At 41.2% G+C, this 21,444-nt stretch carries 30 protein-coding genes; 14 read left to right on the plus strand and 16 right to left on the minus strand.

The window, feature by feature from the left end; genetic code table 11:
* From V7L05_RS32280 to V7L05_RS32290, 3 genes are all read left to right on the plus strand, one after another.
* Positions 1-1,541, plus strand: a 1,541-nt coding sequence (locus tag V7L05_RS32280; RefSeq protein ID WP_335170365.1) for an AAA-like domain-containing protein, incomplete at its 5' end; no start/stop codon positions are given.
* Positions 1,541-2,176, plus strand: a complete 636-nt coding sequence (locus V7L05_RS32285) for an AAA-like domain-containing protein (protein ID WP_442937892.1) — start codon at positions 1,541-1,543, stop codon at positions 2,174-2,176. The genes V7L05_RS32280 and V7L05_RS32285, both read left to right, overlap by 1 nt.
* 113 nt (positions 2,177-2,289) lie before the next feature.
* Positions 2,290-3,576 (plus strand): family 16 glycoside hydrolase, encoded by a 1,287-nt coding sequence (locus tag V7L05_RS32290; protein ID WP_335170366.1) that lies wholly within the window; start codon positions 2,290-2,292, stop codon positions 3,574-3,576.
* 68 nt (positions 3,577-3,644) lie between these two features.
* Here the strand turns inward: V7L05_RS32290 and V7L05_RS32295 are convergent, their stop codons facing one another.
* The 8 genes from V7L05_RS32295 to V7L05_RS32330 form a co-directional block, all read right to left on the minus strand.
* A complete protein-coding gene (locus V7L05_RS32295) occupies positions 3,645-3,860 on the minus strand; it encodes a hypothetical protein (protein ID WP_233718030.1) in 216 nt (71 codons plus the stop codon).
* Between the two features lie 125 nt (positions 3,861-3,985).
* Complete coding sequence (locus tag V7L05_RS32300; RefSeq protein ID WP_335170367.1) at positions 3,986-4,939, minus strand: transposase; 954 nt, start codon at positions 4,937-4,939, stop codon at positions 3,986-3,988.
* Between the two features lie 3 nt (positions 4,940-4,942).
* The gene (gene ureC / locus V7L05_RS32305; protein WP_335170368.1) at positions 4,943-6,658 is read right to left on the minus strand and encodes an urease subunit alpha; all 1,716 of its coding nucleotides are present in this window, start codon (positions 6,656-6,658) and stop codon (positions 4,943-4,945) included.
* A gap of 13 nt (positions 6,659-6,671) precedes the next feature.
* Positions 6,672-6,998, minus strand: coding sequence for a Coq4 family protein (locus V7L05_RS32310; protein WP_335170369.1), 327 nt, complete (start codon positions 6,996-6,998; stop codon positions 6,672-6,674).
* Positions 6,999-7,013: 15 nt separating this feature from the next.
* Complete coding sequence (locus tag V7L05_RS32315; protein ID WP_335170370.1) at positions 7,014-7,340, minus strand: hypothetical protein; 327 nt, start codon at positions 7,338-7,340, stop codon at positions 7,014-7,016.
* 32 nt (positions 7,341-7,372) lie between these two features.
* Positions 7,373-7,687 (minus strand): urease subunit beta, encoded by a 315-nt coding sequence (locus tag V7L05_RS32320; protein ID WP_335170371.1) that lies wholly within the window; start codon positions 7,685-7,687, stop codon positions 7,373-7,375.
* A gap of 14 nt (positions 7,688-7,701) precedes the next feature.
* Positions 7,702-8,004 carry an urease subunit gamma gene (gene ureA, locus V7L05_RS32325; protein WP_335170372.1) on the minus strand — a complete coding sequence of 101 codons (303 nt, stop codon included), beginning with the start codon at positions 8,002-8,004 and terminating at the stop codon, positions 7,702-7,704.
* A 42-nt stretch (positions 8,005-8,046) separates the two neighbouring features.
* The gene (locus tag V7L05_RS32330) at positions 8,047-8,886 is read right to left on the minus strand and encodes an urease accessory protein UreD (protein WP_335170373.1); all 840 of its coding nucleotides are present in this window, start codon (positions 8,884-8,886) and stop codon (positions 8,047-8,049) included.
* A 280-nt stretch (positions 8,887-9,166) separates the two neighbouring features.
* On the opposite strand from V7L05_RS32330, the gene V7L05_RS32335 reads away from it, so the two are divergent.
* The 6 genes from V7L05_RS32335 to V7L05_RS32360 all read left to right on the plus strand — a co-directional run bounded on the left by V7L05_RS32335 (position 9,167) and on the right by V7L05_RS32360 (position 11,644).
* On the plus strand, positions 9,167-10,024 hold the full coding sequence (locus V7L05_RS32335; protein ID WP_335170374.1) for a ParA family protein: 858 nt from the start codon (positions 9,167-9,169) through the stop codon (positions 10,022-10,024).
* On the plus strand, positions 10,024-10,443 hold the full coding sequence (locus V7L05_RS32340; RefSeq protein ID WP_335170375.1) for a hypothetical protein: 420 nt from the start codon (positions 10,024-10,026) through the stop codon (positions 10,441-10,443). Before V7L05_RS32335 ends, V7L05_RS32340 begins: the two co-directional genes overlap by 1 nt.
* Before the next feature lie 97 nt (positions 10,444-10,540).
* Positions 10,541-10,771 (plus strand): type II toxin-antitoxin system HicB family antitoxin, encoded by a 231-nt coding sequence (locus V7L05_RS32345; RefSeq protein ID WP_335170376.1) that lies wholly within the window; start codon positions 10,541-10,543, stop codon positions 10,769-10,771.
* A 7-nt stretch (positions 10,772-10,778) separates the two neighbouring features.
* On the plus strand, positions 10,779-11,006 hold the full coding sequence (locus V7L05_RS32350; RefSeq protein ID WP_335170377.1) for a type II toxin-antitoxin system HicA family toxin: 228 nt from the start codon (positions 10,779-10,781) through the stop codon (positions 11,004-11,006).
* 246 nt (positions 11,007-11,252) lie between these two features.
* Positions 11,253-11,438 (plus strand): hypothetical protein, encoded by a 186-nt coding sequence (locus tag V7L05_RS32355; protein ID WP_335170378.1) that lies wholly within the window; start codon positions 11,253-11,255, stop codon positions 11,436-11,438.
* Positions 11,435-11,644 carry a hypothetical protein gene (locus tag V7L05_RS32360; protein WP_335170379.1) on the plus strand — a complete coding sequence of 70 codons (210 nt, stop codon included), beginning with the start codon at positions 11,435-11,437 and terminating at the stop codon, positions 11,642-11,644. Before V7L05_RS32355 ends, V7L05_RS32360 begins: the two co-directional genes overlap by 4 nt.
* Before the next feature lie 100 nt (positions 11,645-11,744).
* Here the strand turns inward: V7L05_RS32360 and groL are convergent, their stop codons facing one another.
* Genes groL through groES form a run of 3 tightly spaced genes read right to left on the minus strand, consistent with a single transcriptional unit; the run spans position 11,745 to position 13,842 of the window.
* On the minus strand, positions 11,745-13,379 hold the full coding sequence (gene groL / locus V7L05_RS32365) for a chaperonin GroEL (RefSeq protein ID WP_335170380.1): 1,635 nt from the start codon (positions 13,377-13,379) through the stop codon (positions 11,745-11,747).
* Positions 13,321-13,482 (minus strand): hypothetical protein, encoded by a 162-nt coding sequence (locus tag V7L05_RS32370; protein ID WP_335170381.1) that lies wholly within the window; start codon positions 13,480-13,482, stop codon positions 13,321-13,323. Before V7L05_RS32370 ends, groL begins: the two co-directional genes overlap by 59 nt.
* Before the next feature lie 48 nt (positions 13,483-13,530).
* The gene (gene groES / locus V7L05_RS32375) at positions 13,531-13,842 is read right to left on the minus strand and encodes a co-chaperone GroES (RefSeq protein ID WP_069071443.1); all 312 of its coding nucleotides are present in this window, start codon (positions 13,840-13,842) and stop codon (positions 13,531-13,533) included.
* Positions 13,843-14,676: 834 nt separating this feature from the next.
* Between groES and V7L05_RS32380 the strand changes: the two genes are divergently transcribed.
* Positions 14,677-15,354: a response regulator transcription factor gene (locus tag V7L05_RS32380; RefSeq protein ID WP_012407592.1), complete on the plus strand. Its 678-nt coding sequence runs from the start codon at positions 14,677-14,679 to the stop codon at positions 15,352-15,354.
* Positions 15,355-15,425: 71 nt separating this feature from the next.
* Here V7L05_RS32380 and V7L05_RS32385 read toward each other — a convergent pair whose 3' ends face one another.
* The 3 genes from V7L05_RS32385 to V7L05_RS32395 form a co-directional block, all read right to left on the minus strand.
* Positions 15,426-15,734, minus strand: a complete 309-nt coding sequence (locus V7L05_RS32385; RefSeq protein ID WP_335170382.1) for an NIL domain-containing protein — start codon at positions 15,732-15,734, stop codon at positions 15,426-15,428.
* Positions 15,735-15,938: 204 nt separating this feature from the next.
* Positions 15,939-16,064, minus strand: a complete 126-nt coding sequence (locus V7L05_RS32390) for an ATP-binding protein (protein WP_335170447.1) — start codon at positions 16,062-16,064, stop codon at positions 15,939-15,941.
* A 15-nt stretch (positions 16,065-16,079) separates the two neighbouring features.
* Positions 16,080-16,511 (minus strand): response regulator, encoded by a 432-nt coding sequence (locus V7L05_RS32395; RefSeq protein ID WP_335170383.1) that lies wholly within the window; start codon positions 16,509-16,511, stop codon positions 16,080-16,082.
* A gap of 44 nt (positions 16,512-16,555) precedes the next feature.
* Between V7L05_RS32395 and V7L05_RS32400 the strand changes: the two genes are divergently transcribed.
* Together V7L05_RS32400 and V7L05_RS32405 are read left to right on the plus strand one after the other, a co-directional pair.
* Positions 16,556-16,768: a hypothetical protein gene (locus V7L05_RS32400; protein WP_335170384.1), complete on the plus strand. Its 213-nt coding sequence runs from the start codon at positions 16,556-16,558 to the stop codon at positions 16,766-16,768.
* 54 nt (positions 16,769-16,822) lie between these two features.
* Complete coding sequence (locus V7L05_RS32405) at positions 16,823-17,443, plus strand: hypothetical protein (protein ID WP_335170385.1); 621 nt, start codon at positions 16,823-16,825, stop codon at positions 17,441-17,443.
* Between the two features lie 128 nt (positions 17,444-17,571).
* Here V7L05_RS32405 and V7L05_RS32410 read toward each other — a convergent pair whose 3' ends face one another.
* A complete protein-coding gene (locus V7L05_RS32410; protein ID WP_335170386.1) occupies positions 17,572-17,832 on the minus strand; it encodes a chlororespiratory reduction protein 7 in 261 nt (86 codons plus the stop codon).
* A gap of 378 nt (positions 17,833-18,210) precedes the next feature.
* On the opposite strand from V7L05_RS32410, the gene V7L05_RS32415 reads away from it, so the two are divergent.
* Together V7L05_RS32415 and V7L05_RS32420 are read left to right on the plus strand one after the other, a co-directional pair.
* Positions 18,211-18,411 carry a hypothetical protein gene (locus V7L05_RS32415; protein WP_335170387.1) on the plus strand — a complete coding sequence of 67 codons (201 nt, stop codon included), beginning with the start codon at positions 18,211-18,213 and terminating at the stop codon, positions 18,409-18,411.
* A complete protein-coding gene (locus tag V7L05_RS32420; protein WP_335170388.1) occupies positions 18,399-19,424 on the plus strand; it encodes a PleD family two-component system response regulator in 1,026 nt (341 codons plus the stop codon). The genes V7L05_RS32415 and V7L05_RS32420 overlap by 13 nt, the downstream gene beginning before the upstream one ends.
* A gap of 24 nt (positions 19,425-19,448) precedes the next feature.
* On the opposite strand, the gene V7L05_RS32425 is transcribed toward V7L05_RS32420, so the two are convergent.
* Complete coding sequence (locus tag V7L05_RS32425; RefSeq protein WP_335170389.1) at positions 19,449-20,654, minus strand: histidine kinase; 1,206 nt, start codon at positions 20,652-20,654, stop codon at positions 19,449-19,451.
* Positions 20,655-21,444: the final 790 nt, after the last annotated feature.

Here is a 21,444-nt window from a genome sequence, read left to right on the forward strand (position 1 = left end):
GAAAGCTAAGAACATCGGAAGCTGGGTGCGATGAAAGTCGCACGCCCAGATTTAACAGAGAGGTGCCCCGGATAATACCGGGCATCGACTCTAACTTTATGGCGGGTGAGAGTATTCGCTTGGGGGAAAACTGGCCCCAGCGCATTGATAAAGAATTAGAACGGTGTGATTACCTTCTGCTGCTGTTATCTCCACAATCAGCAACCAGTGAGATGGTGACAGAAGAAGTAAGAAGGGCAAAGCAGTTACAGGCTTTTCGTCCTGAGTATAAGCCAGTAATTCTGCCCATTCGTGTCAATTTTCCTTTAAGTTCACCACTAAATTATGATTTACGGGGTTATTTAAGTCAGATTCAGCAGCGAGAGTGGAAATCGCCTGCTGATACTCCCAGGATTTTGCAAGAAATTTTGTCATTGTTGACCGAAGATGGTGGAAGCAGCGCAAATCGTCCCGCTATAGAGGAATTACCAACTGTAGCACCTGCTTGGGAAACTCAGGAAAATCCGCCTCTACCAGTTGCAGAACCAGAATTGCCAGAAGGACAAGTAGCTTTAGTTTCGGAATTTTATATTGAACGTCCCCCTATCGAATCTCGCTGCTACGAGGCAATTTTGAAGCCAGGATCTTTGATTCGGATCAAAGCGCCCCGGCAGATGGGTAAAACCTCACTCATGGCGCGGATTCTTCATCAAGCGTCACAACAAGATTATCGAACTGTGTCTTTGAGCTTTGAATTCGCAGATGGAAAGGTTTTTGCAGATTTGGATAAGTTCCTTCAGTGGTTTTGTGCCCGTGTAGGACGGAGGTTGGAGATACCCAACAAGTTAGCAGATAACTGGGACGATATTTTTGGCAGTAAGGACAATTGCACCGCTTATTTCGAGGATTATCTTCTAGCAGAAATCAATCAACCCCTAGCATTGGGATTGGATGAAGTTGATCGTATATTTCAACATCCCGAAATTGCCGCAGACTTTTTTGGGCTGTTACGTGCTTGGCATGAAGATGCTAAAAACCGGGATATTTGGAAAAAACTGCGGTTGGTAGTAGTGCATTCCACAGAAGTTTATATTCCAATGAATATCAATCAATCACCCTTTAATGTAGGCTTGCCGATTGAGTTACCAGAGTTTAACGCCCAACAGATTCTTGATTTGGCACGAAGACATGGACTCAATTGGAGTTTTACCCAAGTTGAACAACTAATGGCAATGGTGGGAGGACATCCTTATCTTGTACGAGTGGCACTTTATAACATTGCCAGACAGGATATTACGCTCAATCTGCTTTTGCAAACAGCCCCCACAGAAGCTGGGCCTTATAGCGACCATTTACGTCGGCATTTGTGGAATTTAGAACAGCGTCCAGAATTAGCTGCTGCTATTAAAAAGGTAGTTGCCAATACTAGCCCAGTTCGGTTGGATTCGATACAATGCTTTAAATTACTCAGCATGGGCTTATTACAACAGCAAGGAAATGATGTCAGACCACGTTGTAATTTGTATCGTCAATATTTTTGCGATCGCTTGAGAGTTAGCTGATGAACATAGAACAAAACCCTGCTTACGAATATCAAGTCGGTGGAAGTCTGCCAGATGATGCTCCTAGTTATGTAGTACGACAAGCAGATACAGATTTGTATGATGCTTTGAGGACTGGTAGGTTTTGTTATGTGTTGAACTCGCGGCAGATGGGTAAATCTAGTTTGCGAGTGCAAGTTATGCAACGCCTGAAAGCAGAGGGTATTGCCTGTGCTGCGATTGATTTGACGGGAATTGGTAGCCAGAATATTACACCAGATAACTGGTATATAGGTGTAGTAAGAAGTTTAGTGAGTAGTTTTGAGCTTTCAGGAAAGTTTAATTTACGGAATTGGTGGCGCGAACAGGATGATATTTCTTCAGTACAGCGATTAAGGGAGTTTATAGAGCAAGTTCTGCTACTTGAAGTTTCTCAATCTATTGTAATTTTTATAGATGAAATTGATAGCGTTCTCAGCTTGAATTTTTCGACTGACGATTTTTTTGCTTTGCTCCGGTTCTGTTATAACCAGCGTGTTGATAAACCAGCTTACAAACGCCTGGCATTTTGTCTATTAGGAGTAGCTACTCCTTCGGATTTGATTAAAGATAAAAAGCGCACACCATTTAATATGGCCACTATAATACTGAAATAACTATAAAAACAAATACTGGCGAATTTGAAGTACCCATTGACTTCAAAAAATCTTTAAATTGGGACATAATAACCGCATTAACTGCTAGAATTTGTATCCCTGTAGGATTAGTCATGTTTTTAATCCGCCACATTTTGGAAAACTATTTATCAGTTGGTTTAGATGATAATTGGGTTTTGTCATACCCCCCTGAAGTAACTGGAGCTTCTTATTTACCAGAATTTTTTCCTTTTTTGCATCTGAGTATATTTGGGATACCAGAGGTGCAGATTATATGTTCGATTTTTGGTAGTCTAGTATTCTTTATTTGTGCATTTATATTTCGTGATTGTTTAAATTTATTAAAGGAAAAATTAAAATCAAAAGTAGAAATGTTTTACAATTCGATAAATCAAGTAAGAGAAAGCTATAAAAATCGATCTAGTTGGAGTAACCAATGGGTTTATAACCTGCGATATTCTCCAAGTAAAGGAACGATTATTATAGGTTGGCTAATCAAAACAACATTTTTATTATTAATACTTTTATGGCTAATTATATTTATCATTAATTGGATAATAAACCTTCTAGCATGGCTTGGTTCAAGCTTTCTTCTCATTACTGACTTAACTACATATCCACTTAAGGCAATTGGCATTGAACAAGCAGCAATTGGTTGGTTAGTATTGGGTTGCTTTGTCGGTGGAGCTATAGGATTAATTCAATCTCTCAAACGTATAGAACAATATTCTTATTTAGGTAAAGTTTATCTAATTGCTATTATCGTACCTTCCCTACTATTCATAACTGGCTTGATAACCGCTAATTTTCAACATAATATAGACTTTTTTCCAAATGTTGTACTTGTCGATGATTTTAAATATCCATCAAAAAAGTGGAATAAAGATGCATTATTAAGTATAAAGAATGGAGGCTTATTCCATCCTGGAAATAAAAGTAATAATTTTAAACTGTCTATTTGGGGTGATAAAAATCAGAGATTCAAAGACTTTGATTTTTCAGTTGATATTAAAAAAGCTAGTGGGACTGATGATTCAGTATTCGGTATAGTTGCCCGAACTGGCGATAACAATAAATCTAGTATAGGGCAGAATTTTTATTACTTACTAATTAAAGGTAATGGCAAGTTTGCGATGGGAAAGCTCATAACAAGTAACAAATGGGAAGATAAAGTGGGCTGGCAATATTCTACTAGCATTAAGCGAGGTAATAATATAAATCGATTAAGAGTTGTTTGCAATGGAAAAAGGGTAATTGGATGGATTAATAGCCAAAGAGTTGGGATATTTGAAGATGACTCTTACACTTCTGGAAAAATTGGAGTTATCTCATTACGAAGCAGTGATGATGGGGCTGCTGTATATTTCGATAATGTTCTTATTAAAACAAAGCCAGAATAGAACGCTCCGCATGACAGAATTTGCAATGACTAAGTATTAATTTATATCTAACAAAATTAAAGGTTATGTCAACACCACTCATCCCTAATTTGCTGCTGATATTCCAAAGGGTCTTGAGTTAGTTGAATTACACCCGCATACTGGTTTAAATTAAACTCTTGTTTTTGTTGTGATTGATGAGCTTCTAATATCTTTTCAATTTGCTGCCAGTCCTGATAATCAATCAACACTGCTACCGGACGCATGGCTTCATCAGTCACAATTTTTTTCTTAAAAGGTAGCATGATTTTGTATATTAGATACAATGTTTTACTATTTGATCGTAACCTCAAGATAGAAAATCGGTGAGGGCAACTTTACTCTCATCTTTAAGAGCGATATCTGGCAACAAGCCGCCCGATGCCTGCGCTTATTTCCCGGATGTGAGGTTATCTAAAACTTGCTGGAATTCTGCTGTGGAAGGAATTGCGATCGCACTTTTGAAAAGCGTTTTTAGCACAGATGGTTCTTCTATCTTATTGATAACTTCGACAATAGAGTTTGACACTTCTCCAAACCTTGTTTCTAGAACTGTAATTATGCTTTCTCTAGCATTTTCGACAATTCCTTCTTCTTTTGCTAGCCTTTCAATACTAGTTACGTATCGCATTTTATCTGTCTCCTGGTAACTTCTCACTTCCGTTTTAAAATTAAACGCTAACTCTTTTGGTAAAACCATTACCCAGTCGATAAACCGAAATAGTTCCCGAATATCTTCCCGGCTATATCCCCGTTCATACAGCCGTCTGACTAGGCTTAGTTTCCACTGTAGCCGATTTTCTGGATTTCGTTGCGTTGCCTTGGTCTTGAGATGCGCCATCACAATTACACCAAAGGGGTTGGTAGTTTGCTCTAGGGTTTCCCACCCTTGCTCATAGTCCAACAGTTTCGCCACAGGAAACTCTAAGCTGACGCAACATCCACCCAGCTGATAGCTGTAACTGGAAGGCCGCCAATTCGCTTGTTCATCTGCTAAAACTGCTAAACTAATGACTCGCTTTTTATGGCGGTCAAACAAACGGTAATTATATGTGTACATCCGTTCGGCAAATTGGCTGTCATATTGCCCTTGGACTTCCACATGAACCAATACCCAAGCTTCCTCTCCATCCAGTAGCCAAACTTTTGCGACTTTATCGACCAAACGTCGCCCAATTTCTGCATCCGGTTCTAGCTGTTGCAGTTCCGTGTCCAAAAATTCATAAGGTCGCGTCCAGTCAATTTCGGCATAAGCTTGAGTGAAAAAGAATTCCAGAAAGCGGGGAAAATATAGCTCAATGACTTCTTTCCAAGGACTATCGTAATCAGTAAGTTGCTCGGTCATGAATTAAAACAAAAAGTACCTCTGTGCCATTGGTAAAACTGTCGCCGGTTCACAAATCAGCAACTCACCATCTGCCCTGACTTCATAGGTTTCTGGATCTACTTCAATGTGGGGTAGTGCATCATTCAGCTTCATATCCCGCTTACTCAATTGGCGTGTCCCAGAAACTGCAACTGCTGCCTTTTGTAAACCTAGCTGGCTGGGAATTTCTTTCTCTAAAGCTGCTTGCGAAACAAAAGTTAATGATGTGGCATGACGCGCCCCTGCAAAACTACCAAACATCGGTCGCATATGCACTGGTTGCGGTGTGGGAATACTGGCGTTGGCATCGCCCATTTGCGACCATGCAATCATTCCGCCTTTAATCACTATCTCTGGTTTCACCCCAAAAAATGCCGATCGCCACAAACACAAATCTGCTAATTTTCCCTCTTCCACTGAACCCACATATTGAGCAATTCCGTGAGCGATCGCAGGGTTTATAGTGTACTTAGCAACATACCTTTTTGCTCGAAAATTATCTGCTTTTTGCTCTGTTCCTTGTGAGTTAAGAATTCCCCGTTGCACCTTCATTTTGTGAGATGTCTGCCAGGTGCGAATTATCACTTCGCCTACCCTTCCCATTGCCTGAGAATCGGAAGAAATCATGCTAAATGCGCCTAAGTCGTGCAAAATGTCTTCAGCAGCAATGGTTTCTCGGCGGATGCGAGATTCGGCAAAAGCGACATCTTCAGCGATCGCTGGGTCGAGGTGATGACATACCATCAACATATCTAGGTGTTCATCTAAAGTGTTGACGGTGTAAGGACGTGTGGGATTGGTGGAAGATGGCAGAACATTGGCTTGGCTGCAAACTTTGATAATATCTGGTGCGTGTCCGCCGCCTGCACCTTCGGTGTGGTAGGTGTGGATGGTACGGTTCTTAAAAGCAGCGATCGTATCTTCGACAAATCCGGCTTCGTTCAGAGTATCAGTATGAATCGCTACTTGCACATCATATTTCTCGGCAACACTGAGGCAGGTATCAATTGCTGCGGGTGTGGTTCCCCAGTCTTCATGAAGTTTTAACCCCATTGCACCGGCGGCTACTTGTTCTACAAGTCCTTGAGGTTGACTGGCGTTACCTTTACCCAAAAATCCTAAGTTCACGGGAAAAGCATCAGCAGCTTGCAGCATTCGGTAAATGTTCCAAGGGCCGGGGGTGCAGGTAGTGGCATTTGTACCTGTGGCGGGGCCAGTACCACCACCAATCATAGTGGTAATCCCAGAAGCGATCGCCACTTCAATTTGTTGGGGACAAATAAAATGAATATGGGCATCGATACCGCCAGCAGTGAGGATCATTCCTTCACCAGCTAAAGCTTCGGTTCCCGGGCCGATAATAATATCTACATTATTTTGAATATAAGGATTTCCGGCTTTACCAATTTTGAAAATCTTGCCATCTTTAATGCCGATATCCGCTTTGACAATACCCCACCAATCGAGAATTAAGGCATTGGTAATTACTAAATCAACAGCACCATCGGCGTTAGAAATGGGGGATTGTCCCATCCCATCTCGGATGACTTTACCGCCGCCGAATTTCACTTCATCGCCGTAGGTAGTGAAATCTTGTTCAACTTCAATAAATAATTCTGTGTCTGCAAGTCGGATGCGATCGCCTACTGTTGGCCCATAGGTTTCGGCGTAGGCGCGGCGATCCATTCTGTAACTCATTATCTCATTCCTCTTAATTTAAAATATCTGAATCAATTCCTAATTCAGTTCTCCATTCTGATAAAGCTTTATCCCAATTTTCTTCCCACTTTTGTGCTAATAATGGTTTTGCTTTTGACCCCATTCTGTAGCCGATAGCTATCTGTTCTAATAAATCAGGGAGAACATCTGGCGATTTTACGAGGATGGATAATAACCCGCCTCCTACTAAGAAAACAGCTAAATTTCTGCGGGTTTGGGCTAATTCAAAAGCTTTAAGACCTAGTTCTCCCAGTCCATCAGTCTTAAAACCTGTAACTACATGCCAAATATCATGAGTTTGACGGCTGCGTAACAGCACATAACTCACATCGTCTTATACTTGTATTTGACGATAAAAACTGGGGTCAAAACCAGATTTTTTAATATAAGATGCGTAGGCATATCCTAATGAGTCTTCAGGATATTGCAGCAATACTTCGATATCAGGATATGGTGCAATATAACGTTCTTGAATCAACAGGGATACTTCAGGTTGAGTTTTTAACCACTCAACAGCTAATAAACTCGCCTGGGTGTAACGCAACTCATCTTCAAGATTGTAAATATAGTCTAGGTTAGTTGGTTCTCTAAACAGACACACCATTGATTTCAATATAGTTTTAAAATCACGGCTGATGCGTCGCTGTTCTGCTATTAACATATTAAAATCCTCAATGAATGTCTGAGTCTATTTTAAACTAGTGGCAAGTTTCCGTTAATTTTGCTGTTGAAGCCGTAGACTTGGCGAGTACCAACTAAGGGGACTAAAGTTACTTCTTTTTCGTCGCCTGGTTCAAAGCGAACTGCGGTTCCGGCGGGGATATCGAGGCGCATTCCTCGCGCTTGTTCTCTGTCAAAGTTTAAGGCGGCGTTGACTTCATAAAAGTGATAGTGGGAACCGACTTGTATGGGGCGATCGCCTGTATTTGACACTTGTAATTTTATAGTTGGACGACCAACATTTAGTTCAATTTCACCTGCTGGTGTGATGATTTCTCCAGGAATCATAATAAATTCAAAAATTAACGAATTGGATTATGTACTGTCACTAACTTTGTGCCATCAGGAAAAGTTGCTTCAACCTGCACTTCATGCACCATTTCTGATATTCCTTCCATGACATCATCCCGCGTCAATAGAGTTGTACCATAACTCATCAATTCAGCTACAGTTTGCCCATCTCTTGCACCTTCTAAAATGGCAGCAGAAAGATAAGCGATCGCTTCGGGATAATTCAGTTTTAAACCCCTTCCTTTACGTCTTTCTGCTAATAAAGCAGCAGTAAAAATTAATAGCTTATCTTTTTCCTGCGGCGTAAGTTGCATTCGTACTTCCTCCTCTGTGTTCTCTGCGCCTCTGTGGTTCGTTCAAACCTGCCACACTCTTGGTATACAATTACCACGATTCAAAAAAGAAACTCGCAGCAACTGCCAAACATCAATAAACCAGTTTCTCACCTCAGATGTAGAAGCACCGCGATATCGACACAATAATCCATGCTGTAATCGGCTAACACCTACTTCTCCTTCCCCATTCCATAAATTTCGCGTTTTCTCAACAATTTCTGCTGAAACTGCACCACCAACCCAAACTAGACTACCTACTATTGGTTTTCCAGCCAAGCCATGAGGACTGTGAAAAATATCTTCGCTACCCCGTAACCATTGCCGATCAATCCACAAGGGAATACCTTGTTGCCAAATTTCGGTGTGCGATCGCCATTCTCCAAGGTAAAATTTTTCTCCTCTAGCACTGCGACCAAATCGGGTAATTTCCCAGCCTAACCAACTGCCCCCGGTTGCTAATTCTACCCGTAAATCTTGCCGATAAATTCCGCCGTTAAATAAAATTGTCTCTTGTGGCAACCATTCTAAGCAAGCACCAGCGTCAACTTGCATTTCGATAGTTTGTCTAGCTTGTAAGCCATTGCTGCGGTATATCTTACTAGCAGCTGCTGTAGTGATTAAGGCTTGGGCTTGGGGTTGGAGGTGGATATTAGAGGATAAGCGATCGCCTCCCACAACTCCCCCGGCTGTGTGTAAAATGACGCTATGACAAACTTTTTCCCCTTCTGGATAAAATGGGCGTTGTACCTTCAGGGGCGCTTGTTGGTGATTGTAAATTAATTGGGTTTTATGCTGGCGATCGGCATAGACTAAATTAAGTTTTCCATGCCAACCTTCTGTGGGTTGTGAGTTGCAGGTCATTTATGAAGTAAACATTAAATTTCAGATGCATTACATTTTATTTATTCACCCTACTAGTGTTTTACCTGCAATTTATCATTATTTGTTCGCTAACTTGAATAACGAATGATAATCTCACGCAAAGACTCCAAGAATAACTGGGCATCAGTTTTGTGTAGAAGAAATTGAACTGCATAGACGCAAAAAGAATTGTGATATTGAGACTTAACCTGTTACTTGGGCATATTTTCAGGGAAAGATAGAACTGTAGCTCATGAAATGCGTCAATCTACCAGAAATTATGACAGCTAAAGTGATAAGTATTTGCAACCTCAAGGGTGGAGTTGGCAAAACTACCATCGTCATGGCATTAGCAGAATATTTAGCAGGCGATACAATGTACAAAAAGCGTGTACTTGCTATTGACCTTGATCCTCAAAGTAATTTGACTAGTGCTTTAATGTCTGAAGAGGTTTGGGAAAAAGAATTTGAAAGCAAAAAATTGACATTGCCTTATTTATTTAAAGATCCTGAATATTTTTTAGAAAATGTTAAAAGTGAAAATTTTATAGTTAAACACAATGTTTCAAATGTTAGAAACAGAAATTATTTTGCCCACTTACATCTGATACCTAGTAGCCCAAAGCTATTTGAAATCCAGGAAGAATTGCCATCGGGTTATTATTCTTTTAACTTTAAACCCGTTGAGCTTCTTCGTACAATCCTCAAACCCTTGTTGAATAATTATGACTATATTTTAATAGACTGTGCGCCAAATATTAATACAGTAGTTAAAAGTGCATTTCTAGCTAGTAATGCTTGTGTAATTCCTTGTGTACCAAACCGAATGTCAATTCATGGATTAGATTTATTACTTGAACACATTGAAAAGTTTAATAGAGATTATGTGCACAACTTAAAAGCAGTAGGAACATTAATTTCTCGTTACAACCGAACCATAGCCCAAACTGAACATTTAAACTCTATTATTGTCAACCCTTTCTATCCACCAGTTTTTGAAACCAAAGTTTTAGAAAGAGCAAAAATCGCAGAAGGTTTAGAATTGAATAATTATTTGACATATAAACAAAAATATGATGATTCTCATGATTCAATGGTGAAGTTAGCTAAAGAATTTATTCAGAGAGTAGGAAGATAATGGAAGGATCACAAATTGCAAACTTATTAAGGGCGATCGCAGAAGTTGTAGAATCTGATCCAAAACTTGCCAAATCTGTAGAAAAATGTCTAACTAACAGCTTAAACGCTCAAAAAAGTAAAGGTTCGTCCGAAGCAACACCAAAGCAATCAAATGCTAGTAAAACTCTCGAAAATGGCAATATTATCCTAACTGAATGTCGGCAAATTTTACGCGAATCCGGTGAAGAACAACTGAGGTTTTACTTAACTGAGCTAGGAGAACAGGTTAGAGAATTATTGAAACACGGTCAACTTGACCCGAAACGCTCTATCCGCCGCCGCAAAGATTTGAATAGTATTATTGAGCATATTATTCAAAAATTGCAAGATCAAGATCAAAGCGGAAAACTACTTGCAGCAACTATTTCTAGAACTTGAAGTAATTTTATAAATAAAAATTAGGGTTATTCCTTGAGTCTACAAAAGGGATATCATAGTAATTAACATACCTATAAAAGTAACACTGCACACAACAATGGAAAGATTGCTAAACATCCACATTGAAAAATTACCTGAAGGGGTTTATTTAGCAACATCTGATGAGCTTCAAGGTTTAGTAGCTCAAGGGCGGACTGTTGCCGAAACTTTAGAAATTGCCCGTGATGTAGCGCGTAAGTTATTAGAAGCACAATCTCAGGATCAAGAACTAGATTATTTGCAACCAATAGCTGAAGAATTTAACTATCCTTTAGTTGTAGGTCAGTAGTCAATTCATGAGTCGATTAGCTGGGTTTAGCTACAGACAGATTATCAAAATATTAAAAACCTTTGGCTTTGTTTTTCATAGTCAAGCCGCAGGGAGTCATGAAATCTGGTTTAATCCTGAAAGTAACCGTTACACTACTATTCCCAATCATTCTGGTGATATGCCAGAGAGAACATTACGTACAATTTTAAAACAAGCTGCTATTGAACCTGAAGATTTTCTTAATCATTCTTAGTAATAAAAGGGGTTTGTATTCATTAAAATTGTGAACTATTCAAAATCTAGTTGTTAGGCTCGCCAAATTCTTATCGGTGTTTCTTGGTATTTACTACGAATATATGTTGCTTCTTCATAAAATTCATTCGAGTATATCCCAGTGCTGCCTGTAGAGACAGGGGAATTAAACTGAACATACTTTATTAAAATAAAAAATAACCGCTCCATAAAAATTTCTAAATTAAACATTAAATTTTAGGTATTCATGGAGCCAACAGAAGCACAATATCTCATTCTCAATGCTTTAGAAACTCTAGGACTGCTTGAGGGAATGTTTTATGATGATGAGAGAGGATTTTACTATATCACCACTCCTAGCACCGTTTTACCTACAGCACTCCTTGTGCAAAATGGCGAGATAGCTCCTATTTCATGGGCATCAGAACTATGAAAAAACCAACAGCACTGTTAAAACAAAAGTATCAAAGGCTTAGAGAAATTTTTGCACTAGCTCGACAGCGATATCTAGAAGCAGGCGGCGATCCTCGTCGTCCCACTGACAACCGTTATTTAACCAATGAAGAGAAACAAGAAGCTTTTGAAATAGGAGTGCAGGTTTTTGACATTCAAGTTGATCAAGCCAAATTAAAATCTTAATTTTGTTTAAGCAATTTGCCTTTTGTGCCTCTGTTCCACAAAAAAACAGCCGCCTCCATCAGGAAGCAGCTGTTTTTACAAATTATGTGACTACAAAGTATTAGTAATCGAAGTCGCCGCCACCAGCGCCAGCACCAGCAGGAGCGCCATCCTTAGGCTCCGGCTTGTCAACTATAATACATTCGGTTGTCAACACCATACCAGCGATCGAAGCAGCGTTTTGCAGAGCAGAACGAGTCACTTTCGCAGGGTCAACAATACCAGCATCAAACAAATCGACGAATTCGTTTGTCGCAGCGTTGTAGCCAACGTTGAATTCTTTCTCTTTCACGCGTTCAGCGATCACAGCACCATTCTGACCTGCGTTTTCAGCAATCCGCTTCAGAGGTGCAGGTAAGGCGCGAACGACAATCAAAGCACCAATCAACTCTTCATCTTTAAGATTGCTCTTTGCCCAAACTTCCAATTCAGGAGCAAGGTGAGCCAGAGTTGTACCACCGCCAGGAACGATACCTTCTTCCACAGCAGCTTTAGTGGCGTTGATAGCGTCTTCTAGGCGCAGTTTCTTATCTTTCATTTCGGTTTCGGTCGCTGCACCCACTTTCACCACAGCAACACCACCAGAGAGTTTAGCAAGACGCTCTTGCAGTTTCTCTTTGTCGTAAGAAGATTCGGTTTCATCGATTTGACGACGAATCTGCTCGACACGAGCCTTAACAGGAGCTTCGTTACCTTCGGCAACAATTGTAGTGCTGTCCTTGGTAATGGTGATGCGGCGAGCTTTACCCAGGCTATCCAGCTTGGTGTTATCTAGCTTCAAACCAGCATCTTCGGTGATTAGTTGTCCGCCAGTTAAAACAGCGATGTCTTCTAGCAGAGCTTTGCGGCGATCGCCAAAGCCAGGAGCCTTAACAGCAGCCACGTTGAGTACACCCCGCAAACGGTTTACTACTAAGGTTGCCAAAGCTTCTTTTTCGATATCTTCGGCGATAATCACCAAAGGACGACCAGCACGAGCAACTTGCTCTAACACTGGTACAAGGTCTTGTACCAAAGCGATTTTTTTATCGGTCAGCAGTAGGAAAGGCTCATCAAAAACCGCTTCCATCCGTTCAGCGTCGGTGGCAAAATAAGGAGAGATGTAGCCTTTGTCAAAGCGCATCCCTTCAGTAATTTCCAACTCTGTGAACATAGATTTCCCTTCTTCTAGGGAAATTACGCCTTCCTTGCCCACCTTATCCATTGCTTGGGCAATCATTTGACCAACTTCTTCGTCGTTACCAGCCGAGATCGCACCAACTTGAGCAATGGCTTTGGAGTCTTCTACTGGACGGGCATGTTCTTTGATTTTTTCTACCAAAAAGGTAGTAGCTTTGTCTATACCGCGCTTCAGCGAAATCGCATTAGCACCAGCTGCAACGTTCCGCAAGCCTTCTTTGACGATCGCATGAGCTAAAACGGTGGCAGTTGTAGTACCATCGCCCGCAGCATCATTTGTCTTAGAAGCAGCTTGGCGAATCAGAGCTACACCAGTGTTTTCAATGTGGTCTTCTAATTCGATTTCTTTGGCGATCGTTACACCGTCATTGACAATTTGCGGTGCGCCAAATTTCTTTTCTAGAACTACGTTACGACCTTTGGGACCGAGGGTAACAGCTACAGCCTCAGCCAAGATGTCAATGCCTCGTTCCAGGGCGCGACGGGCGTTTTCGTTGTAGATAATGCGCTTTGCCATAGGTGTCTAAATTCCGGGAGTAAGTCAATTTTTTTTGAATTGGGTATTGGGCATTGGGCATTGGGCATTGGGCATTGGCCAAACAGGGCATTGTTTTTGACATTCCCTGTCCGCTATTTCCTATTCCCCATTCCCCATTCCCTATACCCCACTAGATAACGACTGCTAAAATATCTTTTTCAGAAAGCAGTACATATTCTTCAGTGCCGAGTTTGATGTCAGTGCCAGCGTACTTAGAGTACAGCACCTTATCGCCGACTTTAATTTCCAATTCCTGACGGCTACCGTCATCATTACGCTTGCCAGGACCAAGGGCGACTACTTCCCCAACCTGGGGCTTTTCCTTGGCCGTGTCGGGCAAATACAGACCACCTGCGGTCTTTTCCTCTGAGGCGTTCACTTTTACGAAAACGCGATCGCTCAAAGGTTTAACTGTAGAAACGCTTAAAGATAAAGCTGCCATAATTATATTCTCCAGAGTTTTAGCACTCTCAACCCCTGAGTGCTAATCTACCGAAAAGTGGCATCCAATGGCAATAATCCCTTGAGTACGGGTTCCCGAACTAGAAGATCATCGGTGTACTTAAGTATAAATGCTTAATTATTTCTACCTTGCGGGTTTTGTTCCGTAAGTTACGAAGAGAGTAGGGAGTAGGCAGTTATAAGAATTCTTCCCCATTCCCCACTCCCCATTCATTGGAAATTGTTATAGAACTGTAATCAGGGAGCCGCTAGATGAGTTTTGAGTCTTTAAAACTAAAAGCAACTGCTTGCGCGTTTGTTGTTCTAGACCCATAATGGTGGTTTACACTGATGGGGTCTGGTATGGCCAAGCAAACCTGGGAGTTATTGAGCGGATCATCCAAGAACACTTAATAGGCATAATGGCGGTTGAAAAATATGCATTTTTAACCCATCCTTTGTCATAAACTTCCCTAGTTTCTTGTGAACACCTTATAGAGGCTTAACAAACGAAGGATATGGTATAGCAGTAAGCTTAAAGAAAGTGCGGGTTGCTTTTGAGGTAGGGTCATCTTTAAGCCAATACTTACTTGTGAGTCAGAAGGATTATTATTTAATCAGTGTTTTTTCGCCCGCCCCTTTCAATGCGATATATAATAGCGCATTATAGATACTACTGCTATACGTATCCTTGCTGGACTTTTGCTATCGAGCTACTAGTCCCTTGAAAATGCTCGGCATTTTTGAGGCTTCGAGACAGCAAAGGCAAGTTAAGTAGGAAAAAGGACAACATCTCGAAATAACCCACCATAGAGGATAAATATTCAAGACTTTGATGGACCGAAGCGCGACAAGTGCCACTGCTATGAAAGAGCCCAGCATGAAAGATCACAAACGACTTCTATTGATTGATGATGACCCTAACCTCATCTTGCTGGTGAAGGATTACTTAGAATTCCGGGGATATGAAGTTATCACCGCCGAAAATGGACGTGAAGCTCTGGAAATTTTAGAGCAAGATGTTCCAGACATGATCATCTGCGACGTGATGATGCCGGAAATGGACGGATATACTTTTGTGGAACAAGTCCGGCAAAACGAACGCACCAGCTGGATTCCGGTTCTTTTCCTTTCAGCTAAGGGACAAAGTGCAGACCGAGTTAAGGGTCTGAATAAAGGTGCTGATGTTTATATGGTCAAACCCTTTGAACCAGAAGAACTCGTAGCGCAAGTTGAATCCTCGCTGAAACAAACTATCCGTTGGAAAGAACACCAAGCAAAAGGAGGCGAAAACGGTTCCCGTATCCAGGTTCCCTTCGATGTACAGTTAACCCCAACCGAACTGAAAGTAGTCCAGTTTGTCGCTAGGGGTCTAGCTAACCGGGAAATTGCTGAAGAACTAAATGTTAGTCAGCGCACGGTTGAAAGCCATGTGTCCAATATGTTGGGCAAAACTAATCTCCACAACCGCACTGAACTAGCGCGGTGGGCGATTGAAAATCAAATGGCATAGTGAATTTTAGATTTTAGATTTTGGATTTTGGATTATTAATCTAAAATCCAAAATCCGAAATCGAAAATTGATTACCAACCATCTTCTTCAGGGCTGGATTGGTGCAAAACTTCTAAATCCAGTTCATCCAGGTAAGTTAAGGCGCTTTCAATCTGGGAAGTAGTACCTCGTAGTTCCAGGTCGAAGCAGCTATATTGTGGCAGGTTTGCGCTTATCTGAGCATCAGCAATAATGACTGTTACCCCATAGTGAGAAACCAGTCGTGAAATGACTGGTTCCTCATGTAAATCTTTAGGAATGCGAACTTGGATACGAGTTTGGGTGCGTCTACTATCTAAAATATCAGTATTAGATTTTACTTGTTTATTTGGAATTGCCATTCTAGCTTCCTACTCGACTTCTTGGATGAGGGTTTTGCTTTGCACGATTTCTTTTAACACTAGCGTCACTCATCCCACACAGGCAAGCAATTCTGGATTCTGGATTTTGACTTCTTATACAGGAATTGTACTCAAATCAGTAACTGGTAATGCTATTGGAATTTCAATCGCAAATTCTGTTCCATAACCAAGTTCAGATTTTAGCTAGATATTTCCTTGATGTTTTTCAATAATTTGATAGCTAATTGCTAAACCTAGTCCCGTTCCTTTGTTGACAGGTTTAGTTGTAAAAAAAAGCTCAAATATCTTACTTTGGATTTCGGAATCAATTCCAGAACGTTATCTCTAAATCCAATTATATAGGTAGTCATTTGCAACCTCAGTAAAGGCGTCGGCTTTCAGCTTTGCTTCTTCTTTACTGGATAGTATGACGATAGGAATATCACGAGTTACTGGATGAGAGCGAAACCAACGCAGTAGCATTAATCCATCCATATCTGGCATGATCATATCCAAGAAGATCACCGTTGGTGCAATGGCGATCGCATCTTGAATCGCCTTAGCTGGATTACTTGTGTAGTGAAGGGAAATATCTGTTTGTGTCGCAATCATCCAACGGAAGGCTTCGCTAATAATTACCTGATCGTCAATTAGCAAAAGCCTCACTGCGGATGTTGCAGAATCCACAATAAATGGCACACCTTGTAGGGTTTGTGGTTCACTCCACTTCGGTGATAATCTTTCTGTGTCATAGCCAAGGGTGAGGTCGGGACGCATCACCAAACGAAGATTTGTGCCAGCAAGGAAAATTTTACCAGACTGTGCAACTAGCGCTGGCGATACCTTCGGTGGGCTACGCCAACGCTAGTTGCACAGGCATAGAAATTTGCTCGTTCAACCAGGTGGCAAAACCTTGGACAAATTGGGCATCTATAGGGACAAGTCGGGAAACCCGACGCCAGTCGAGGAAAGGGGGAAACCCCCAAGATTGCGCTGGCTCGGCAACCCACGCAGTTTCAGGTTTTTGGCACTAACCCAAGCGTATTGGGTCATAATATCTCCGGTGTGGTTCGTAGACGAGAAAAATCATGAGCAAATATAGAATTTTAAAACCGGAGCAAAGTTACACTTTTAGTCAATACTTTTTGTTGCCCAACCCAACAATAGACATACTGGCTGAGTTTGAGTACAGCTACGATCGCACAGAGCTAGAATTACCAAGATACTTTGCTGATCTGAGCTATTTAGAATTTTTACAAAATTATTTGCAGCGCAATATAAGGCTTTTTAACCCAATCGCTGAGATATCAATACGGGAATTTTTAATTGCACCTATCCTTGCTGAAATATGCGATCAGACAAAGGCTCAACTATATAGTGAGTATCCGATTAATGTTAATGAAAAACTCAAAGGTACTTTGGATTATTACTTACATAAATCTAACTCTCTATTGGTGATTGAAGCAAAACAATCAGATATTAGAAGAGGGTTTACACAGCTAGCAGTAGAATTAATAGCTCTTGATCAGTCCCTAGATCATGAAAAAGCTATTTTATATGGAGCAGTTACTAATGGAGATGACTGGAAATTTGGTACTCTTCATAGAGAAGATAAGCGAGTTACAGAAGATATTAAACTTTACCGTGTTCCTGAAGGTTTAGAAGATTTGGTACGAGTGCTTGTAGGCGTCCTTTCATCTGAGAGTTAGAGGCGATGCCTACGGTGGTAACAAAGCTTGTTGAAGTACGGTAAACTACCCATTGCTTTGAGTTGTGTGACAGACTTTTAACAAATCACCGAATTAACACATTTTCCTCTTAACCACTGACCAAAAAGTTACTTTTCTAAACGAACTGCATACCACTGTAAATATTGCCCAGGAGCAATATCTAATTCGCAACCGGTGTCTAGTAAATATTGTGCTTGAGCTTCCACAGTATCCAACTTTTGCAAGTCAGGTGATAAATCTTGAATTTGGAATTGTTGAAGGGTTGTTTTGAGCTTTTCTAATAACTCTGATGGTGTCAGAAACTGTTCTGGTTGATTTGTTTCTAGAACAACAAAGTGTTCTTGCTGGTACATTAATGGGTCTGGCATTTTAAAGATTTAGTGAATGTAAATAGGTTTTGATTTTTTTTGTAAGAACTTTTGGTTGTTTGTCTAGCCAAAAAGATGGCGGTTTTATGTGCTATCTGTAAAGTAATTATAGGATTTAGTTGTTCAAAATCATAAATTTAAGTCAAGTGACATTAGTATTAGCTATCTTCTGAGCGCACTTTGCCAATTGCTTTGCTCCGTGTCAGTAGGTTTATAAACTAACTCCAAAACTAAATAATTAAGGTGTGCATTTGCAATTTTTTTGAAAATTGCAATTTAACTTGAACAATGGGGAAATATAAAAGTAACACTTCCTCTCATAACCATAGTTGAGCAAAAAGGTAAAAATTGCCTTCGTGTTCCAATTATAGATTCTCTATGCAACTTAGTTACCTACCGCTTGCTTGGCTCACTAACATTGAGCAGTCTATTGTCAAAAAACAGTTGATTGTGAAGCCAGATACACCTTTGCCGCCAATTCTGGCATTGATGAAAAGAGCGATCGCCCCCATGCGATTGAGTTACACAGCCTTTTTCAAGATAGTCCCGCAAATAGAAGGCAACTCATGTCAGGCATAAGCCCATTTTCTGTTACTAAGCAACCACCACTGATTCTAGTGGCTGATGATGACAAAACCACCCGAGTATTGTTGCGTAAAACTATGGAACAAGAAAATTATCGAGTGGTCGAGGTCAATGATGGTAAACAATGTTTAGATGCTTACGAGACTATCAAACCAGATATAGTTTTGCTAGATGCTGTAATGCCTGTGATGGATGGCTTTACCTGCTGTAAGCATTTGCTCCAGATTGCCAGGAATAATTTAATCTCAGCCCTTGCCACCTTTGATACTGACTCGACCCATAACAATAATGTCATCTCCAAGATATGGCAGCGCACTCCCATATTGATGATCACATCCTTGGACGATGAGGAATCCGTAAACCGTGCTTTTGAGGCAGGGGCGACTGATTACGTAACTAAGCCAATTCACTGGCCTGTATTACGCCAACGATTGCGCCGACTGCTACAACAAGCACAAGTATACAAACAATTAGAGGCGGCAAACCAAGCTTTGCATCACCTTGCCAATGTAGATGGCTTAACTGAGTTGGCTAATCGTCGCCGCTTTGACGATTATCTCAATACTCAGTGGATTAATCTCGCACAAGAGGAATCTCCCTTGTCAATGATTTTGTGTGATATCGACTTTTTTAAGTTTTATAACGATAAATATGGCCATCCTGCTGGGGATATCTGTTTACAAAAGGTGGGTGCTCTCTTAAACCTTAAGGCACAAAAACATCAAGATTTAGTAGCGCGTTATGGTGGCGAAGAATTTGCTGTGATTATGCCACACACCCCTGCATCTGGCGCACTTCACATTGCCGCAACGATACAAGCGGGAATCAAAGATTTGCAAATTGTTCATCACGGTTCTGCGGTGAGTCAGTATCTCACCCTCAGTATGGGCGTGGCGACTGTTATCCCCACTTGGGAATCCTCACCTTCAGATTTGATTCTGCTGGCAGATAAAGCACTCTACCAAGCAAAGGAGGGGGGGCGCGATCGCTTTATCTTAAGTTCTTAATTGTCATTTGTGAATCCCCAATCCCTAAGAAGGATAAACTGGCAATGTGAAGTGAAACCATGCTCCGTTATTCGGGGCAGAATCTACCCAAATTTGGCCATAATGTGCTAAGACGATGCGTTGGCATAAACAAAGACCAATGCCATAACCTTCTGTAGCTTCATCCCGTTGCAGGCGAAAGTGGTTTTCAAAGATGCGATCGCGATTCTCTACAGGAATACCAGGCCCAGTGTCGCCTATACTAAACTGAACTTTTTGGGTAGTGCGGTGCAATCCGGCAACGATAATTTTACCACCTTTTGGGGTGTATTTGATGGCATTATCCAACAGATTCACTAGCACTTGGCGGATGCGTTCTGGGTCAGCATATACATCAGGTAAGTCATTGGGAATATCCGTTTCTACCTCTTGGGCTTTGGCGGTGTAGCGATCGCCCAATTCTTCTAGTACATCTAAGCAAAGTTTACCTAGCTGTACTTTTTGTGGTATAATAGGAAATTCTGTATCTTTGCCACGACCTACCTGCAAAAGGTCGGCAATCATCCGATCAATGATCTTAGTTTGATTGCGGGCTTGTTTTAATAAATGTGCGGTTAAGGATGGTTTGAGGCGCCGGAATTCCCCTGTCTCTAAATTGTAGTTAGATTGGAGAGTTTCTATGGCGATCGCGGCAGCAGTTAGCGGATTGCGGAGATCGTGCGCCAGCATCGCAATCACCCGGTCTTTAAAATGTAGCTGCTCTTGGAGGTGATCTTTTTCCTGCTTCAACCGAAAAATTTCGTCTGAGAGTCGGATGAGTTCAGCAGAAACAGCAACTGAATGGATACTGGATTTGGGTGATGTCACTCTAGCATTGTCGTCTATACGTTCTTGTAAGTCTGACTGTAATTTTAAGTAGGTGTCTACAGCAGCTTGCCAGCGAGGCCACCAGTTTTTCAATTGCGTTATGATATTACTCCCAGCTAAAATCTGTCGTGGTTCAGGATGGATTTTGATTAAAGCTGGCGTTGCGATCAATTTAAAGTGTTCTGCTAAGTAAGGTTGTTGTCCAATATCGATAATTTGAAGTTCAAAACTATACTCAGCCTGCAATTCTTTTAAATAAGCACGTATTCGCTGCACCTGTTGTCGGGACTTGGGGCGTCCATCGACAAACAGTAACAGCTGGAGTGGAGCCTCAGAATAAATAGGCTGATCCTGGGAAAGTTGCATGTAATCGTGTTTCAGCACTCGTAACAACCCGGTGACGCTTTACAGAAAGTAAAATGGACTGACGGTTGTCGATGGTCGTTGTTTTTTCTTCAATTTAATATCTATTTTAGATTTTCATACTTCTATGAGATCGGCGTTTTTGACATCAGACATATCTTTTTGCTGCCTTTTGCCCCTTTTTGGCTAACTTCATCTCCAAGAAACACCCTTGCCCTGAATCAAAATTTTCGCCAGAGCCAGCAGGTGAAAGCTTTGATACTATGTCAAATTGGCTAGTGCAGCACCATGTCAATTCGAGTCCTCGCTTTGAAATCGCGATCGCCCAACCAAACGCAAATCCTAATTGTATCTAATCTATCAGGAAGCTGTTAACTGTTCAGACCAAGTTTGTAGAGGGTTTTCTCAACCGCCAGTGCATCCGATGAAGTGTCTTTTTTTTCTCTACCCAATCCTACTGTTGATTGGGAAACAGCCATAACTAACAGATACTAGGGAAACTGCTGCAACAGTTGATTGCTTTGCATATAACCCCAGCCGCCTAGAATAACGAACTTACGCTAAGTTCCTGGAATTGCTTAACAGTGGCATTTTCCAGCTATTGCCTTACTCAGCTTACCATCGTTAGATGAATAATTTCCAGAATCAATTGTAAGCCAGCGTTAGCGAACTTTATCCATTGCCCTGCTTGGGTGAGGCTAAAGGGGGCTTTAGTCCTAGTCTATCACTTCAGTTGCTTGGCGTAGGCATCGCCTGACTGCTAGTGCATCTGCAAGGAGATTCAAGCTTTTGGTTTTTTGGCGAGCTTGCA

The sequence above is a fragment of the Nostoc sp. genome (assembly GCF_036917755.1).
Taxonomy (GTDB): Bacteria; Cyanobacteriota; Cyanobacteriia; order Cyanobacteriales; family Nostocaceae; genus Nostoc.

What these genes read in the sequence shown, in the direction of transcription:
- V7L05_RS32285 (WP_442937892.1), top strand. Translation starts at nt 1,541, where the DNA reads ATGAACATAGAACAAAACCCTGCTTACGAATATCAAGTCGGTGGAAGT.
- V7L05_RS32290 (WP_335170366.1), top strand. Translation starts at nt 2,290, where the DNA reads ATGTTTTTAATCCGCCACATTTTGGAAAACTATTTATCAGTTGGTTTA.
- V7L05_RS32295 (WP_233718030.1), bottom strand. Translation starts at nt 3,860, where the DNA reads ATGCTACCTTTTAAGAAAAAAATTGTGACTGATGAAGCCATGCGTCCG.
- V7L05_RS32300 (WP_335170367.1), bottom strand. Translation starts at nt 4,939, where the DNA reads ATGACCGAGCAACTTACTGATTACGATAGTCCTTGGAAAGAAGTCATT.
- ureC (WP_335170368.1), bottom strand. Translation starts at nt 6,658, where the DNA reads ATGAGTTACAGAATGGATCGCCGCGCCTACGCCGAAACCTATGGGCCA.
- V7L05_RS32315 (WP_335170370.1), bottom strand. Translation starts at nt 7,340, where the DNA reads ATGTTAATAGCAGAACAGCGACGCATCAGCCGTGATTTTAAAACTATA.
- V7L05_RS32320 (WP_335170371.1), bottom strand. Translation starts at nt 7,687, where the DNA reads ATGATTCCTGGAGAAATCATCACACCAGCAGGTGAAATTGAACTAAAT.
- ureA (WP_335170372.1), bottom strand. Translation starts at nt 8,004, where the DNA reads ATGCAACTTACGCCGCAGGAAAAAGATAAGCTATTAATTTTTACTGCT.
- V7L05_RS32330 (WP_335170373.1), bottom strand. Translation starts at nt 8,886, where the DNA reads ATGACCTGCAACTCACAACCCACAGAAGGTTGGCATGGAAAACTTAAT.
- V7L05_RS32335 (WP_335170374.1), top strand. Translation starts at nt 9,167, where the DNA reads ATGACAGCTAAAGTGATAAGTATTTGCAACCTCAAGGGTGGAGTTGGC.
- V7L05_RS32340 (WP_335170375.1), top strand. Translation starts at nt 10,024, where the DNA reads ATGGAAGGATCACAAATTGCAAACTTATTAAGGGCGATCGCAGAAGTT.
- V7L05_RS32345 (WP_335170376.1), top strand. Translation starts at nt 10,541, where the DNA reads ATGGAAAGATTGCTAAACATCCACATTGAAAAATTACCTGAAGGGGTT.
- V7L05_RS32350 (WP_335170377.1), top strand. Translation starts at nt 10,779, where the DNA reads ATGAGTCGATTAGCTGGGTTTAGCTACAGACAGATTATCAAAATATTA.
- V7L05_RS32355 (WP_335170378.1), top strand. Translation starts at nt 11,253, where the DNA reads ATGGAGCCAACAGAAGCACAATATCTCATTCTCAATGCTTTAGAAACT.
- V7L05_RS32360 (WP_335170379.1), top strand. Translation starts at nt 11,435, where the DNA reads ATGAAAAAACCAACAGCACTGTTAAAACAAAAGTATCAAAGGCTTAGA.
- groL (WP_335170380.1), bottom strand. Translation starts at nt 13,379, where the DNA reads ATGGCAAAGCGCATTATCTACAACGAAAACGCCCGTCGCGCCCTGGAA.
- V7L05_RS32370 (WP_335170381.1), bottom strand. Translation starts at nt 13,482, where the DNA reads ATGTCAAAAACAATGCCCTGTTTGGCCAATGCCCAATGCCCAATGCCC.
- groES (WP_069071443.1), bottom strand. Translation starts at nt 13,842, where the DNA reads ATGGCAGCTTTATCTTTAAGCGTTTCTACAGTTAAACCTTTGAGCGAT.
- V7L05_RS32380 (WP_012407592.1), top strand. Translation starts at nt 14,677, where the DNA reads ATGGACCGAAGCGCGACAAGTGCCACTGCTATGAAAGAGCCCAGCATG.
- V7L05_RS32385 (WP_335170382.1), bottom strand. Translation starts at nt 15,734, where the DNA reads ATGGCAATTCCAAATAAACAAGTAAAATCTAATACTGATATTTTAGAT.
- V7L05_RS32395 (WP_335170383.1), bottom strand. Translation starts at nt 16,511, where the DNA reads ATGCGTCCCGACCTCACCCTTGGCTATGACACAGAAAGATTATCACCG.
- V7L05_RS32405 (WP_335170385.1), top strand. Translation starts at nt 16,823, where the DNA reads ATGAGCAAATATAGAATTTTAAAACCGGAGCAAAGTTACACTTTTAGT.
- V7L05_RS32410 (WP_335170386.1), bottom strand. Translation starts at nt 17,832, where the DNA reads ATGCCAGACCCATTAATGTACCAGCAAGAACACTTTGTTGTTCTAGAA.
- V7L05_RS32415 (WP_335170387.1), top strand. Translation starts at nt 18,211, where the DNA reads ATGCAACTTAGTTACCTACCGCTTGCTTGGCTCACTAACATTGAGCAG.
- V7L05_RS32420 (WP_335170388.1), top strand. Translation starts at nt 18,399, where the DNA reads ATGTCAGGCATAAGCCCATTTTCTGTTACTAAGCAACCACCACTGATT.